The organism is Dysgonomonas sp. 25, assembly GCF_010501075.1.
Lineage (GTDB): Bacteria > Bacteroidota > Bacteroidia > Bacteroidales > Dysgonomonadaceae > Dysgonomonas.
Map to the genome: position 1 here is coordinate 36225 of NZ_QVMN01000009.1, position 15739 is coordinate 51963.

Annotated in this window: 14 protein-coding genes; 12 read left to right on the forward strand and 2 right to left on the reverse strand. The window is 38.1% G+C overall.

What is annotated here, in order from left to right; all coding sequences use genetic code 11:
- Positions 1–58: 58 nt before the first annotated feature.
- Both D0T66_RS13620 and D0T66_RS13625 read right to left on the reverse strand, forming a co-directional pair.
- Positions 59–1090, reverse strand: coding sequence for a hypothetical protein (locus D0T66_RS13620; RefSeq protein WP_163357859.1), 1032 nt, complete (start codon positions 1088–1090; stop codon positions 59–61).
- Positions 1091–1117: 27 nt separating this feature from the next.
- Positions 1118–1963, reverse strand: a complete 846-nt coding sequence (locus D0T66_RS13625; RefSeq protein ID WP_163357860.1) for a hypothetical protein — start codon at positions 1961–1963, stop codon at positions 1118–1120.
- Positions 1964–2340: 377 nt separating this feature from the next.
- Between D0T66_RS13625 and D0T66_RS13630 the strand changes: the two genes are divergently transcribed.
- From D0T66_RS13630 to D0T66_RS13685, 12 genes are all read left to right on the forward strand, one after another.
- Positions 2341–4098, forward strand: coding sequence for a DUF3945 domain-containing protein (locus tag D0T66_RS13630; protein WP_163357861.1), 1758 nt, complete (start codon positions 2341–2343; stop codon positions 4096–4098).
- A 19-nt stretch (positions 4099–4117) separates the two neighbouring features.
- Positions 4118–4393, forward strand: coding sequence for a DUF4099 domain-containing protein (locus D0T66_RS13635; protein WP_163357862.1), 276 nt, complete (start codon positions 4118–4120; stop codon positions 4391–4393).
- A gap of 64 nt (positions 4394–4457) precedes the next feature.
- Positions 4458–6536 carry a type IA DNA topoisomerase gene (locus tag D0T66_RS13640; RefSeq protein ID WP_163357863.1) on the forward strand — a complete coding sequence of 693 codons (2079 nt, stop codon included), beginning with the start codon at positions 4458–4460 and terminating at the stop codon, positions 6534–6536.
- 228 nt (positions 6537–6764) lie between these two features.
- Positions 6765–11939: an N-6 DNA methylase gene (locus D0T66_RS13645; RefSeq protein ID WP_163357864.1), complete on the forward strand. Its 5175-nt coding sequence runs from the start codon at positions 6765–6767 to the stop codon at positions 11937–11939.
- Between the two features lie 213 nt (positions 11940–12152).
- The gene (locus D0T66_RS13650; RefSeq protein WP_163357865.1) at positions 12153–12554 is read left to right on the forward strand and encodes a hypothetical protein; all 402 of its coding nucleotides are present in this window, start codon (positions 12153–12155) and stop codon (positions 12552–12554) included.
- Positions 12551–13051 (forward strand): hypothetical protein, encoded by a 501-nt coding sequence (locus tag D0T66_RS13655; RefSeq protein ID WP_163357866.1) that lies wholly within the window; start codon positions 12551–12553, stop codon positions 13049–13051. The genes D0T66_RS13650 and D0T66_RS13655 overlap by 4 nt, the downstream gene beginning before the upstream one ends.
- Positions 13052–13093: 42 nt before the next feature.
- Positions 13094–13378, forward strand: a complete 285-nt coding sequence (locus tag D0T66_RS13660; protein WP_163357867.1) for a DUF4120 family protein — start codon at positions 13094–13096, stop codon at positions 13376–13378.
- Between the two features lie 269 nt (positions 13379–13647).
- Positions 13648–13824, forward strand: a complete 177-nt coding sequence (locus D0T66_RS13665) for an RNA polymerase (RefSeq protein ID WP_163357868.1) — start codon at positions 13648–13650, stop codon at positions 13822–13824.
- Positions 13825–13855: 31 nt separating this feature from the next.
- Positions 13856–14485 (forward strand): hypothetical protein, encoded by a 630-nt coding sequence (locus tag D0T66_RS13670; protein WP_163357869.1) that lies wholly within the window; start codon positions 13856–13858, stop codon positions 14483–14485.
- A 15-nt stretch (positions 14486–14500) separates the two neighbouring features.
- Positions 14501–14719, forward strand: a complete 219-nt coding sequence (locus D0T66_RS13675; protein ID WP_163357870.1) for a hypothetical protein — start codon at positions 14501–14503, stop codon at positions 14717–14719.
- 12 nt (positions 14720–14731) lie between these two features.
- Entirely contained in the window at positions 14732–15154 is a 423-nt protein-coding gene (locus D0T66_RS13680; RefSeq protein WP_163357871.1) for a hypothetical protein, read from the forward strand.
- Between the two features lie 75 nt (positions 15155–15229).
- A complete protein-coding gene (locus tag D0T66_RS13685) occupies positions 15230–15730 on the forward strand; it encodes a hypothetical protein (RefSeq protein WP_163357872.1) in 501 nt (166 codons plus the stop codon).
- The last annotated feature ends 9 nt before the right edge of the window (positions 15731–15739 follow it).

Genomic DNA, 15739 nt, shown 5'->3' on the forward strand with positions numbered 1-15739 from the left:
AATTCCCCTACATTTACTTTTTCAACTTCTAATTAAAGATCGAAAATACGCATAATTATTATTTCGGAGTAAAGTTCCATTTGTAAATTCGACTTGTTTTGTTATTGGCTTTCAGTCGCTTGTCGTTGTCGATAGCCTCTTCCAATAAAGCGTCTGCTTCAGGTTTTAGGGGAGTATAAGTAATCAAACTCAGATAATGTTTTACTTTCTCCAGATCGTCTTCGAGATTGGCAATGGATGCTAAGTTATAATAGCAATGTGAAGAGACATTAGACACGTACTCCGGTTTATGTTTTTTATACCACTCAATAAGGTCTTCACAATATTTTTCGTACCGGAGGCGGGCTTTCTGATAGCGAGGATCTTTATCTGCCAACCATTCCATCTTGAATGTTCCTGCTAAGGTTTCTGTTTCAAACTGATGAAAGTAACTTTGGTAGTAATCCATATCATTCATGAGATACAAACGTGCCCCGTCATGGTAGCTCGTTGTAGCAAATTTAGTATCAGCTTCATTTATGATAATCCCTTTGAGGCGGGGTAAATATAAAGGAAGTAATGCGCCTTGAAGCGTTGCTGCCGGGTGGGTAAAGAACTTCATCCATGTTTCCCCTTCTTCGTTTCGCACCCAATCGTCGTTTATTGTTTCTTTACGCTCCAACAGTACTTTGTCGTTATTTCGCTTATCGATGATTAGCAGATAATACTCATATTTCACATTAGCAAATGTATTGTAAGCAGTATAACTATCCCCTTTGAAATTTTTCTTTTCAATGGACATAATATTGATATTCGAAAAATAGACGGGTGTTACTTTTGCGTATACTGTTAAATCGGGCTGCTCGCCTTTTTTCGGGAACTCAAATCCCCTGATTTTTAATCCCTTTTTCATATCTTCCATATCTTCTTTTGACAACCCATCCATGTCGATTCTGACATCACATGTCTTGTAATCGTCGCCTAATGGGATGAGTGGGAATTTATAGACAGAAATAGTCGGTTCAATATCTTTATAGGAGATAAATTGTGCAACTGTGGTTAATGGAGTACACAGAAAAGAGAACATTAACAGGATATATATGTATTTCATTTATCTGAAAAGTTTCAATGGTGAATATTAATAGAATGAGGGAATTAAGTAGCAGAAAGTCTGCTGTCCGAGAAGGACATTGATCAACCAATTTGAACATGGCATATATACTTTATCGGCATTGCCCATGCCCGGTTCGTAGGTTATTTTGATATGCCGTTCCAACTCGTTTGTGCCATCTTGGCGTTGCGAGTATACTTTTTCTTCACACAGCAGACCGTGTTTATCATAGAAGAATTCATGAAGTGCAATTTCCGAACTATGATTTCTATAGAGACCGGATATACGAGTGATTCGTCCATTCTCCCATTCCACGATAGCGTCTTCGCGATGTGTGTGTGTCGGGTCAGTGAAAGCAGAGGAAGTTATGTTTAGAAAGCGGATGCACTGACCTTCTTCGTTGTTATAAATCAGGTAAGAGTCGTATAAGCTGGAAGTCTTTGAGCCTGTTATTACGGATAAGTGCCCCAACTCATTGTTTAGCATTTTATAGCGATAAGAATATTTGTTGACCTTATCTTTTTCTTCAAATTCTTTTAGTTCACCTTTCTTATAAATCAGTTTGATGTACTCTGTTTCTTTGAGTGTACCATCTTTTTCAAACTTTAGTTCAGATTTCTTTTTATTATTCTCCAGAATAGTTACTTTATTTTTATCATATTTCAGATTATAGACGTCTCTTCTGGCATGAGTTGATTTAGTCTCGGGCGATTCTTCGACATAAGAAATAAGCTGATCGCCTGCGTATTGAAAACTAGTAGTGTAGAGTTTATCGTTCCGTTGTTCTTCAATGCGCGAAATGCGGTACTGAGAGAAAGCCATATTTGTCGCAAAGTAGAATAACCCGATGAACATTAATTGTTTAAGCTTCATGCTCTGTTTGTTTAAAGTTTTACTTTCAAATAGTTTTGTTTTGTAAAATTAACAAATAAATGTTATAATGCAAAATAAGAATGCTGAGAGCACAATGCATTTAGCCCGAAGGTAACAGATGTAGAGAGTATAACTTCAGATCGTAATCAGGAATTCGGATTATGATACTTTGTATTCCAACCTCTTATTGTCATTGTTAATTGACGGTAAAAATTGATGTGCAAAAATATTTGATTAGCTTTTTTCATAAGAAAAACGCGACTTATAACGTCAATCCCGGACTTATATATCCAATTATTTAAAAATCAGTCTGTTATGTTGATTTGGTGCTTATTTTTGAGCCGTAAACCTTTTATAACATAAAAAGTAACGTGGTTATGGCAAAACAAAATCAACGCACCAGAGATGAAACGGATTCTCCGGAATTAGTTTCACGGGAAGAATCAGTTGTATTGGTTAAAGACAACCAAGAACAAACTGTCGAGGCTGTCACTGATATTGAAGATGATGGTACAATCAGGACACAGGATGCGACTAAAGCACATCAGAATGAATTTTTACACATCGGTATCAATAGCGATGCATGGGATGTCTTGATTACCGCAATCAAGAATTTTTATAGTCAGGCGAAGGACCCGACACGTTTTGAATTCTTCGCTTTCCCAAAAAATGTGTTGCATAAAGGCCTAGAAGCTTTACGCAGGCTATTTGGAAATACTAATCCGGAATTGAAGGCTCTGGCAGACGAGCATAAGATTGACCCTACTACTCTTCGATCTGCACAACAAAATCAAAAAAACTCCAATAAAATGGCGAAACAAAATCAACAAACCTCGAATCAGGAAATCCCTGAAAACAATACGGATAGGCAATATCGCTTCCAACCCTCTCTGATCAACTGGGCAGAATTAAGTAAGATGGGTATTCATAAGGATTACCTTGAAAGAACAGGAATGCTCGACCAGCTTCTTAGGGGTAATAAAACATCCAAAGCTATTCCGGTAAATATTAGGATTGGCGATACAGCATCTATTACCGCAGAAGCTAAACTTTCGTTGCGTAATAACGATGACGGGTCGGTAAAATTGAATATTCACGGTATAAAACAGGAGCCCCCATTGGACAATCCTTTCTATGGGCATATCTTTTCGGTAGAAGAAAAAGAAATTTTAAAAACCACAGGTCATTTGGATAAACTCGTAGATTTACGGGACGCCAAAACCAATAATCTTATCCCTTCTTTTGTGAGTATTGACCCGATAACCAATGAAATTTCTGCAATCCGAGCATCAAGTGTCTCTATTCCCAATGAAATGAGTGGAGTCAAGCTAAACGATTGGGAAAAAGACCAACTTAAAAATGGTAAAGAAATCCACCTGGAGGGCATGATATCGAAAGGAGGACGTGAGTTTGATGCTTACCTTAGAGTCGATGCGGTGGAGCGTCGTATCGTTTATCGCTTTGACCAGGGACTCGACCGTATTCAAAAGATTGGAGGTGTGGATTTAAGTCCGCAGCAGAAACAGGACCTTATAGCTGGTAAAGCTATTCTGGTTGAGAATATGAAGCAAAATGGAGAGCTGCGGGATTCCTTTGTTAAAGGTGACGATAGCGGTAGATTACAATATTACAGTTATAATCCCGATTCTCCCGAAGAAAACCGTGAGATAATCATCCCTAAATATGTCGGGCAGGTCGAATTAACTCCTGAAGACCGGAAAGAGTTGGCAGAGGGCAAAATAATCTTTGTTGAAAACCAGCTTACCCAGAAAGGAGAAGAATTCAGTTCATTTGTTCGTCTTCAACCCGGTACAGGCGTTGTGCAACGCAGCCAGCATCAGGATGGATTCTCTGATGAGGTCAAGATGCAGATACCGGATACGATCCGCAACGTGAAAATTTCGGCAAAACAACGTGCCGAGATCCAGGATGGTAAGGTAGTTGAGATCAAAAAAGCTACCGGCTATGATGGTAAGCCCGTTCCAACATTTGTGCAGATGAATAAAAATACCGGGCGTCTGAATTATTACAACGAGAATCCGGAAAAGAAAAATGCCCAAACAATGGTTCATTCGCAAAATCAATCCCAAACGGCTGCCAATAACAAGAAACAAAAAAGTCGTTCCGTACAATAACCCTATAATACCCATTTAGATGAATGTTAATCAAAAAGGACGAATCTATAATCCGGAGGATTTAAATTGGAATGAACTTTCTGTTATCGGTATCGATAGGGAAGAAATGGAGACAACCGGTATTCTGGAAGAATTGCTTCACGGCAAACAAGCGGGTCCCGTTCATTTACATTTGATGCTATATGGCATTTTTGTTGAAATGGATGCAACTTTAAGAATTTTGGAAGTCGATGGTAAACCTATTGTCGATATTATTGGCCTCAAAGCTGATGACTCCTTAGAAGAATATGAATAATCAATCAGGGCTTCCAATAGTTTAAATTGGAAGCCCATCAATTAACTCACAAAACAATAACTATATGATCGCTATATTAACAGAGAAACCCAGTGTAGGACGTGATATCGCCCGTGTATTGGGAGTAACGAACAAAAAAGACGGTTATCTGGAAGGAAACGGATATATGATAACCTGGGCTTATGGGCATTTAGTCGGCCTCGCTTATCCGGAAGATTACGGAATCAACCGGTTCGAAATAAATAACCTTCCCATAATCCCTAAAGAATTTGTCCTTACTCCCAGGCGCAGTGCCAAAGGAGTGCAAACCGATAGCGGCGCTGTAAAACAACTTAAAGTAATAGACAAGGTTTTTAGTCAATGCAAATCTATTATTGTCGCGACAGATGCAGGTCGTGAAGGGGAGCTTATATTTCGTTTTATTTATGAATACCTCAAATGCAAAAAACCTTTTCAACGACTATGGATCAGTTCCCTTACCGATTCGGCAATTAAAGATGGCTTTAACAACCTTGTTGATGGTTCTGCATTCGACAGTCTATATCTGGCGGCTAAAGCAAGAAGCATTTCTGACTGGTTGATCGGAATTAATGCCAGCCGTGCTCTTTGCAAAATGACAGGAGAGTGGAATAACTCATTGGGGCGCGTACAGACGCCTACTTTGGCGATGATCTGTAATCGTTACATGGAACACAAAACTTTTATCAGCCAGCCATATTTTCAACCTGAAATCAAAATAACTATCGGGGATAAGATGTATGCCTTAACGGGAACTCAAAAATATGAGAATGAACAAGAAGCCAATACTGTTTATAAACGACTAACTCAATGTCCCACAACCAAACTATCCAAGGTTGAAACTAAAGAAGTGGTACAGAACCCGCCTTTGCTTCATGACCTGACTTCTTTACAAAAAGAAGCGAATGTTAAATTCGGCTTTTCGGCGGAAAAGACACTAAATATAGCTCAGAAGCTATATGAAGGTAAACTTATATCTTACCCTCGTACAGGCAGTCGTTATATTCCGGAAGATGTTTTCTTGCAAATCCCTTCTTTAATGGCCGGTCTGATAGCAAATCCTCTTTATGCATCCGTTGTAGGGCAATTATCGAAATCAAAGTTGAACCGACAATCAGTTAACGACAAGAAAATAACCGACCACCATGCGCTGTTGATCACCGGGAATATTCCGGATAAACTGAAAGAAGACGAGGAGAAGGTTTATTCCCTTATCACAGGGCGTATGCTCGAAGCTTTTTCTAAAGCTTGTAAGAAAGATGTGACTGAGTATAGTTTTATTTGTGACGAGCTCGAATTTGGATTGAAAGGCTCTCAAGTTAAGCAAATGGGCTGGCGTGGAGTCCTGAATGAAGATATGGATGAGGATAGTCATCTGTTACCTCTTTTACAGGAAGGGGAGTATTTTAATGTCGATAGTTATAACCTTTTACAAAAGAGTACCAAACCTAAGCCTCTTTATACCGAAGCAAGCCTTCTGTCAGCTATGGAGACTGCCGGCAAGGAAATTGAAGATGAAGAAAAACGCAAGGCGATGAAAGAATGCGGTATCGGTACACCTGCTACAAGGGCCGCTATCATTGAAACCCTCTTCAGTCGGGAATATATTCTCCGACTGAAGAAAACGATTATTCCGACAAAAAGAGGATTGGATTTATACAAATCCCTTCGCACCCTGAATATAGCTGATGTAGAGATGACCGGTGCATGGGAGTCTGCGATGGCTAAAATAGAGAAAGATCCGGAATTCTATCATTCCTTTATCAGTGGTATCTTGGTATTTACCGAACAAACAACAAAAGAAATACTGGAGGTATTAAGTATCAACAAAGCTGACTTTGAGACGCCTTATATTTGCCCGAAATGTAAACTGGGTAAAATCAGCTTCTATTCACAGTCAATTAAATGTAATAATTCGAAATGCCGTTTCACGATGAGTCGTAAGATCTGCGGTAAAGTTCTTAATGAAAAGCAGCTGACCGAGTTATTTAAAAACGGAGAATCTCCCGTTATCAAAGGGTTCAAGAGTAAAAAAGGTAATTCATTCGATGCTTCGATATTTATTGATGAAACGGGGAAACCTACATTTAAATTTATTCCCAAGGAAAAAGCTAATAAGAAATAATAGTTAATTAAAACTTGTAATTAAAGGAGATATACAAAATGAGGTGTATCTCCTTCTTTTATTTCACCCGGCAAAGCTACAGGCGTTTACAACGATTATCACAAGGTCAAGCTTCATTTTCCGAAAAATCTCCACCCTCGCCTTCACATCGGGTTGTATTTTCCGAAAAAACCTTGTGAAATCCGGTAACGCCCGTTTGGTATGCCTATGAAATAAAAGGACTATGCTATGGGATATAACAAAAAGAAACATTTGCAGGATAATATACTTGCAATAAAAGTATTATGTGAGTTACGGGCAACAAAGTTAGAGCCTACCGAAGAACAGCTCTCCACTTTGGAAAAATATTCAGGTTTCGGGGGCTTGAATTGTATATTGAAACCTTGCGAAAAGCCGGAAGATAAGCAAACGTGGACGAAAAGCGAGCAGTATCTGTTCGATGATACAGTAGAACTATACCGTCAAATCCATAGATATTCCACTGATGAAGAGGAATATAAAAACAATGTGAGCAGCTTGAAGAGTTCAATCCTATCGGCATTCTATACACCGCCGGAAATAACAAAGGTAATAGCTAAAGTATTTGATATATGCGGGCTGCAAGTCAGCCGGTTTCTCGACCCGTGTTGTGGAACCGGGGTTTTTTCCAGGGCTTTCGAGGAATACGCCAAAGAGTATATATGCTTTGAAAAGGATTTGATAACAGCAAGAATCGCGACATATCTGAATCCATATGCTTGTATCTATTCCGAGGGTTATGAAACAATAAAGCCGCATTTTAATAATTACTTCGACATAGTGGCATCCAATATCCCTTTCGGTAATTACAAAGTCTATGATCCCCTGTTTAGTAGGGATGAGACAAAGCAAAAGTCATGTAATAAGATACATAACTATTTCTTTCTTAAAGCTACAGATAGCGTTCGTGAAGGCGGTATTATTGCATTCATTACTTCACAGGGGGTAATGAACTCGCAGGAAAATAAACCTATCCGTGAGTGGCTGATGAATCGTTATAATTTGATATCAGCCATCCGCCTGCCCAATAACTTGTTTATCGATACAGAAGTCGGAAGCGATTTGATAATCCTGCAAAAAAATACAGCAAAGACTAAGCTCGGTAACAGAGAAATTGCTTTCCTCGATACACGCACATTAAGTAACGGCTGTACGATAAATAATTACTACAAAGGTTTCAGCCGTGTTGTACATACAAAGCTTATAGTCGATACAGACGGATATGGAAAACCCGGATTCAACTTTTATTACGAAGACAGTATCGAGAATCTTGCCGAAGATTTATTTTTTAAACTACAGAATGATTGCCTTGCTTTTATTGATACAGATCTTTATAATAATAATTTACATGCATCAGTTCCGGTGGAAGAAATGGAAGAAGCAGAGGACGATGATACAGATAATGCTGTTGAGATAAACCTCTATGACCTTTTCGGTATTTCGGAAGAAGACCGAAGTCAAATCAAAGTAAAACAAAAAAACAGATCTGTCGATCTGTGTGTAGAAGAATCCGACATCTCGATAACTACTATGGAAGATCCCCTGAAAACGATCCGGACAAGTAAAAATCCTTGTATCTATAAAGGAATGATGGAGGAATTTTATGACAAAGGAACCTTGATTCAATATAAGGGACAAACCGGAATCCTTAGTATTCAAACCGAGATCAGGAAAGGGGAAGAAATAAAGACCAATATGTTCAATCCCATTGAGGTCACTCATGAACAGTCTTTACGTATAAAGGATTATATCCTTCTTCGTGATGCTTATTACAAACTGTTTAATTACGAATATGAACAAAAATATGAAAGTCCCCATCTACGCAAGGTATTAAACACACAATATGAAGAATTTGTAAGCAAGCGGGGTAATCTGAATAGTAAGGAGAATTACCGGCTGATCACTCTTGATGCACTGGGGCTGGACGTCCTGGCTCTTGAGTCTTTTGAGAACGGACATAAGAAACTCGCGGATATTTTTACAGAACCCGTATCGTTTCGACGGGATAATGAAATAAAAGCTCTAAGGGCAGACGAAGCATTAGCATCTTCGTTAAACCTGTATGGTTATCCGCATTTTCAACATATGATATCTGTTTCGGAAAAAACGCAGGAAGAGTTATTAAGTGAACTGAAAGGTGTCTTGTATTACAATCCTCTTCTATTCCGATATGAGCTATCCACTCATTTAATATCGGGAAATGTATTAGTGAAGTCCGAAGCAATAGATGAATATATCAATGAAAATCCCGATGCACCGGATATAGAAGAAAGCAGGGAGTCATTACAGGTATTGAAAGACGCTATTCCCGAAGCTATCCCTTTTGCCGATTTGGATTTTAACTTCGGGGAGCGGTGGATACCTGAAAAATATTATAATGATTTCTGCTCCGGATTGTTGGCCACGAAAATACAAATAAACTATTTCGTCGATCTGGATAATTTCAATATTATCTCCGATAACCGGGATACCATTGAAGTTACCGAAAAATATGCAGTCACACCGGTAGACAGCGATAAATTGGACGGCCTGAAATTACTGTCACATGCCTTGTTGAATACAATTCCCAAAATAACTAAAGGAACAGGCCAGTCCGATATTAATGGTAAGGAGATACGTGTCGCCGATACCGAAGCCATCCAGCAGGCTAATACCAAGATCGATGAAATACGTGCTTGCTTTGTCGATTGGTTACTCGACTTACCGGTTAATAAAAAGGAAGAATTAGCTGCGCTATATAACCGTAAGTTTAACTCCCGTGTTATTCCTAAATACGATGGAAAGTTTCAGACATTTCCCGGTTTGCAGTTGGAGTCATTGAAAATACCCAAACCATATGACAGCCAATATGATACAGTCTGGATGCTCAAATCGAATATGGGAGGAATCGTAGATCACGAGGTGGGAAGCGGTAAAACGCTGACTATCTGTATGGCTGCCCATGAGATGAAACGTTTAAAAATGGTTGATAAGCCGCTTATAATCGGTAAGAAAGGAAACATTTTTGAGATAGCCAAGACCTATGCAACCGTTTATCCCAATGACAGGATTCTATATCCGTCGGAAAAAGATTTTGAGAAGAAAAACCGGAAACAGTTATTTACCAAAATCAAGAACAATAATTGGGATGTCATCATTATGACACACGACCAGTTCTTTAAGATCCCGCAATCGTTGGATATGCAATTTCAAATTCTGCAAAAAGAATTGGATTCCGTAGAAGAGAATCTGAAGGTCGCCGAAAGACTTTCCGGAAAAAATGCATCTACGGCTATGTTGAAAGGTCTGCAAAAAAGGCAAGAAAATCTGAAAGCAGCCTTGAGCCTGCTATTTGAAAAGATGGAGGCACGTCGTGATGAAGTAGTCGATTTTAAGACAATGGGTATAGACCATATCTTTATCGATGAGAGCCATGTCTTTAAGAATCTTCGTTTTGATACCCGCTATAGGAATGTAGCCGGATTGGGTGACCCTAAAGGCAGCCAACGTGCGTTAAATCTGCTCTATGCCATTCGGACAATACAGGATAAGTTTGACCGAGATTTATGTACAACGTTCTTAAGTGGAACCACCATCAGTAATTCACTTGTAGAACTTTACCTGATATTCAAATACCTGCGTCCAAGAGCGATGGAGGCGCAAGGTATCCGTACTTTCGATGCCTGGGCAGCTGTATATGCTAAGAAGACCTCCGATTATGAATTTACGGTAACCGGAGAAATCAAATCCAAAGAACGTTTCCGCTTTTTTAAGAATGTACCTGAACTTGCCAAGTTTTATAATGAAATCACCGATTACCGCAGGGCAGAAGATGTGAATATTGTCCGCCCAAAGAATAATATTATTCTCCATGCCGTAAAGCAAACACCCGAGCAAGCCCTATTTCAGCAGGATCTGATTGAGTTTGCCAAGACAGGTGACGGAGAATTAATCGGACGACCGGGAATGGATTATTCCAAGGCCCGTTCCGGAAAAATGCTTGTCGTTACCGATCTGGCACGTAAGGCTGCCATTGATATGCGGCTTATCGATCCTGAAAAATATAAAGACTATAGAGGTAGTAAAATACCGGAAGCCGCGAAAAAAATCACTGAATACTATTATAAGTATGACGAGTATAAGGGAACCCAATTCGTATTCTCGGATATCGGCACATATAAACCTGATAAATGGAATGTGTACAGTGAACTCAAGAAGATACTGGTAGAAGAATACCACCTGCCGGCCAATGAAATCCGTTTTATTCAGGAAGCAGTCACTACAAGACAGCGGGAGAAAATGATTGCAGATTTTCGCATCGGTAAGATACGGGTGTTGATAGGTCATACGGAGAGTTTAGGTACAGGAGTCGATGCTCCTCACAAATGTGTTGCCATACATAATATAAGCATGCCATGGACACCCAAAGACCTGGATCAGCGAGGAGGTCGAGGAGCGCGGAAAGGTAATGAAATAGCTCGTTTATATGCGAATAATGTGGTCGATAACTTTATGTATGCGGCAGAAGGCAGTCTGGATACCTATATGTTTAATCTTTTACAGAATAAGCAAACATTTATTACACAGCTTAAGACCAACTCATTGGGTACACGTATCATTGATGAAGGAGCAATGGATTCGGATGGAAATATGAACTATTCCGAATTTGTTGCTATCCTGTCAGGAAATAATGATTTACTGGAAAAAGCTAAGTTAGAAAGAAAGGTAATGGCATTGGAAAGTGAGCATCGGAGCTATAATAAGCAACTTGATATGACAGCTTCAAGGTTGAATTACATTACGAGAGAGCTAAACAGAGATAAAGAGCGTTTGGTTGGGATTAAGGAAGACTGGCGGATTATTGAAGAGAAGTTACCTATGAATGATGAAGGTATCCGTCCTAATCCGATCAGATTGAATAACTTCAATTATAATGATGATTTGCAAGCAATTGGAGAACGACTTATTGAAATAAACAAATATAAAAATACGCATGGATATTACGAGACTATCGGTTCATTGCTCCATTTCGAAATATTGGTCAAGACTGAAAAGTTGGATAATTATTCATTCAACCGCTTCTTTATTGAGGGGGCATGTAAATACTCTTACAACAGCGGACATTTGGCCGATACTCCCGGATTGGCTGCATCCAACTTTATTCGGGCACTTGGACGTATACCGCGGCTGATAGAAAAATACGAGACTGATAACAGGGAGAAAGAAGTAGATATTGCAAAAATGCAAGAGATCATAGATACTCCATGGCGCAAAGAATCTCAGTTGAAGGATATGAAAATTCAATTAGCCGCTTTGGAACGAAAAATAAAAAATGATTTGGGGGAAATAGGTAATTCTGAAACAATTAGCAGTAAAATCGAAGAAGAAATCATTGAAGTTGTTTAATATCCGGTTATTTCCCCGGCAAAGATATGTAGTGTCTTTTCGTGATTGCAAGGTACGCCTGACGGACATTTAAGAAGAAATCTCCACCCATCGTTGTCACATCGGGTTGTATTTCTTCTTAAAACCTTGCATCCACAGGACACTACACGTGTGTAGCCTGTAAATAACGGGATACTATGTTGGTGTCCTTAGTAATTAATTAATCTAAAAGAAATGGAAATAACGACAAGAAAAAGCACTGTAAGCAGGGAATTGGGTGAAGCAAACAGTATCCTGAATGTTTATTTTCCCCAAACTTCATTTCGAACTGAAACGAAGAAAGAAGGTAATTATACCTGTATTTTAATTAGTTATACAGACGGCGTATCGTCCCAGAGAGTTTATAATGCTCTGAAACGATTGGAAAGATACGCCCAGCCGGAAATTAATTCTGATGGTATACGCATTGAGATTCAACGAGAAATAAGTCCGGAAGTTCAAAAATTACTAATGAGTGAAATGAAAACAGTATTTAACATGAAAACAGCCCTCAAAATGTCTGATTATTTCCAACCGATAAAAGGGACTGTGGGTGATTATGTGAGATTAATATTTAAAATGAGGGATTTCAAATGAAAAAAGAAGAAATAGAGTTAGGAATGGTATTCACATTCGGAAATAATCCGGATATAGAATATGTTGTAGTCGGTTTGTATCCTGATGATGTATCGCTGGAACGTATCAACCAAAGAAGTGAGAATAATAACCGTCATGCTTCGGGATACGGTTGGTTCACATATGATTCGACAAAATATGTTCGAAAGATGAGTAAGAAAGAATTAGAAAAATATCAGACAAGCGACCCTGTATGTAATCTTGAAAATGGAATATATATAACTAAAAAGGATATTGTAAATATAGATTTAAAAACATTAGCAGATGATGGGGAAGTTATTGATATTTCGCAAATCGATTGTGATAAGAATTCTTATGGAGATAACTTCTATTTAGAAATTACATTCAAACGTTTCGGATATGAAGACGATTTTACAGCTATATTTTATGAAAATACAAAAATGGCTTGTATACATCTCTTTTGGAGACTATTGAAGAAAATAAATGTCAACCCCTAGTAGATATAGTGAAATGTCAATCATCGAATAAAAATTGGAACTATGATAATCAAATGCGAAGAAAGATATAGAGAAGCGTTAGAACATGCTGCAAAGACAGGAGATAAAACATTACATGATTGTATTGAACGCCTTAAACAGTGGGAAACAAACCAAGATTGTGAAATATTTCTATGTAAAGATTTCGCCCCATTCTCATTCTACTTTGAGATGTACGACCGGAACAATAACCGTGTAATGAACGGAGGTGTACTCTATCATGGCACCCCCGACCAATCCCATGCAGTTACGTTCGATTCGACGAGGGGATGGCAAATTCACACTTAATTCTTTCATTATGAGTGATTCTAAATTTATAGGATGAAATGAAAAAAAGAAAAGTCAAAACTAAGAAGTTGAGGGTACCTCAGTGGCAAGCGGGATTATTTATCTCGCTTTTTTATTCTGACGGCGGAGATGGATATAGCCACCAGGATATAGAAAGTGTATGTGAGATAATTAATGAAGAACACTTGCTCTCATTAGTTGAGATATCCAATCCTGTAGACGGTGAATGTATTTGCACGTTTATAACAGAATATTCCCAATAGATTATTATGGTGAAACAAACAATATACCGGCAAAACGGTTTTGAAGACCGCAATGACTATCTGCAATCATTAGCCGATGATTATGGTGTAAACGTCTATGTAATTTTCTCTTTGGCTGAGATAATAGGCGAATCGGAAGACTTTGACGAATTAATCAGCACACTGGAGATCTTACCTATCTAAGTGGAATAACAAGAAAAAACAAAAAAGAATTATGAAACAATATAAATTGGAGTCCTCTGATCCGATAAGAGAGGAGAGAAAAGATATTGCCGAAAAATTGGCAAAAGCATTATATCATGTAAATGAGCCGGATGAAATTCTTATTGTCGCATTAAGAGAAATAGCAGACTATTATGAAACACTGACAGGATTATATAGTGTTCAGACAATCGGTAAAGATGATATCCGCAATCAGGGTTTTAGTCCACATACTCTGACTACGGAGCAGATGCGTGAGTTTGCCGGAAAAGTGACAGAGATAATTACTATCGATTCGCTTTGGGAAGCGGTAGACCGTGTGTCGGAGGAGTATTTTGAATTGCCGAAACTTCGTTTAGAAATCGAGAGCCGGTATAATGACTTTGTAAAACAATATGGTCGCCCCCCTCTTTACGTTTCTGTATGCTTAGAGAATAAGAGTTATGATAATCAGCCATGGAGAGAAACGCTTAAGCTTTCTTTAGATATAAAAGAGGGAGAAGATGATAAAATTTATATGTATTTCAACGGCTTTGAAGACATGAAAACATGGTTGTGGTCACTTGAAAATGATGAGATGAGTGATAATGTTTGGTGTTATGATTCACCACAGCATCAAATAGAGTTTTTCGATGAATTGTAATTAAAAAAAGACTTTATGATATCAAACAATATATTCATTTTCATCTTACCTGTCAGTAATTTTTCCTTTGAAGAATCAATGAACCTTTCATTTGAGGAACTGGAAAAGCTATGGGTAGATGATGAAATTATTAAATATACCCTTCCCAATTTTATGAAAGATATTAACGATAACCTTTTGGTTGATAATGTCAATAATTGGATAATAATGAAAGAAACAGTTTCTAATAATTAAAAGGTAATGACTATGAAAGTAATATGTACCAAATGTGGAAGCATGCAGGTCTTGTGTGAAGCATGGATTAACCCGAACGAGAGGGAGACAGAAAAAGCATTCGATCATTTTTCGGATGATAGTTTCAACTATGGTTATTGTATGTGTTGTGATGACTCTGCAATCCTTACAGATTGTGATAAAATAAGGGAGCGGATAGACAAAGAATATTATGCCTACAAAAAACTATCAAAAAAAGAACCTTATGCTGCACGTTGTGAAATAACCTATTGTAGTCCTAGAAACGGAACAGAAGAAGTTTTGATAAAAATTTCAGCAGATGAAAACGGCCATAAAAATTATTTCCCTTTCTGTGAGAATGTCAATGCTTTGAAAAAGCTTTGCGGAAAAAGCCGTGAGAGATTTATTGTTACGAATATATATTGCTTTGAATAACAGGGCAATTAAGAAATTAAATTCAATACTGTCAATATTTCAAAAGATATTGGCAGTTTTTCATCGAGGGGCATTATGACAACATCCCACAGTAATAATTATTACTACAAGAGCAAAGAGAGGCTACTGGAGGAATTTTTGGAGAAGATGAATCTTCCTGAAATTCTACTGAAAGCCAAAAAAACAATCGAATATCGTTGTAGTCATCCTGACTGGGATCGTCCGATAGTGATGTATGGGATTCGAAAAAAACATAAATGGATTAAGAAAAATGAAATTGCAGTAATAATTGATACAATGCCCTGGCAGGAGAGAGCAAGGATGGCAGAGTCACACTGGTATACAATAATATATAAACGTCCGGCTACAGATTTAGAATGGCATGAGATGAAGATAAAGAATCCGATTAAACGCTATTGGATATGGTCTTATTTCATAAATAAAGAGTGGACGGTCGAAAAGATTATATCACATATTGTAAAAGATGATTCGATAGAATATAGATTGGATTGCAAGCCTCTGGTAAAAGCATTTGAAGGCTTTTATAGAAGAAAGTTTTCGATTGAAATCATTTAGTATTAACTA

What these genes read in the sequence shown, in the direction of transcription:
- D0T66_RS13645 (WP_163357864.1), top strand. Translation starts at nt 6,765, where the DNA reads ATGGGATATAACAAAAAGAAACATTTGCAGGATAATATACTTGCAATA.
- D0T66_RS13625 (WP_163357860.1), bottom strand. Translation starts at nt 1,963, where the DNA reads ATGAAGCTTAAACAATTAATGTTCATCGGGTTATTCTACTTTGCGACA.
- D0T66_RS13675 (WP_163357870.1), top strand. Translation starts at nt 14,501, where the DNA reads ATGATATCAAACAATATATTCATTTTCATCTTACCTGTCAGTAATTTT.
- D0T66_RS13635 (WP_163357862.1), top strand. Translation starts at nt 4,118, where the DNA reads ATGAATGTTAATCAAAAAGGACGAATCTATAATCCGGAGGATTTAAAT.
- D0T66_RS13640 (WP_163357863.1), top strand. Translation starts at nt 4,458, where the DNA reads ATGATCGCTATATTAACAGAGAAACCCAGTGTAGGACGTGATATCGCC.
- D0T66_RS13655 (WP_163357866.1), top strand. Translation starts at nt 12,551, where the DNA reads ATGAAAAAAGAAGAAATAGAGTTAGGAATGGTATTCACATTCGGAAAT.
- D0T66_RS13670 (WP_163357869.1), top strand. Translation starts at nt 13,856, where the DNA reads ATGAAACAATATAAATTGGAGTCCTCTGATCCGATAAGAGAGGAGAGA.
- D0T66_RS13685 (WP_163357872.1), top strand. Translation starts at nt 15,230, where the DNA reads ATGACAACATCCCACAGTAATAATTATTACTACAAGAGCAAAGAGAGG.
- D0T66_RS13660 (WP_163357867.1), top strand. Translation starts at nt 13,094, where the DNA reads ATGATAATCAAATGCGAAGAAAGATATAGAGAAGCGTTAGAACATGCT.
- D0T66_RS13665 (WP_163357868.1), top strand. Translation starts at nt 13,648, where the DNA reads ATGGTGAAACAAACAATATACCGGCAAAACGGTTTTGAAGACCGCAAT.
- D0T66_RS13650 (WP_163357865.1), top strand. Translation starts at nt 12,153, where the DNA reads ATGGAAATAACGACAAGAAAAAGCACTGTAAGCAGGGAATTGGGTGAA.
- D0T66_RS13620 (WP_163357859.1), bottom strand. Translation starts at nt 1,090, where the DNA reads ATGAAATACATATATATCCTGTTAATGTTCTCTTTTCTGTGTACTCCA.
- D0T66_RS13630 (WP_163357861.1), top strand. Translation starts at nt 2,341, where the DNA reads ATGGCAAAACAAAATCAACGCACCAGAGATGAAACGGATTCTCCGGAA.
- D0T66_RS13680 (WP_163357871.1), top strand. Translation starts at nt 14,732, where the DNA reads ATGAAAGTAATATGTACCAAATGTGGAAGCATGCAGGTCTTGTGTGAA.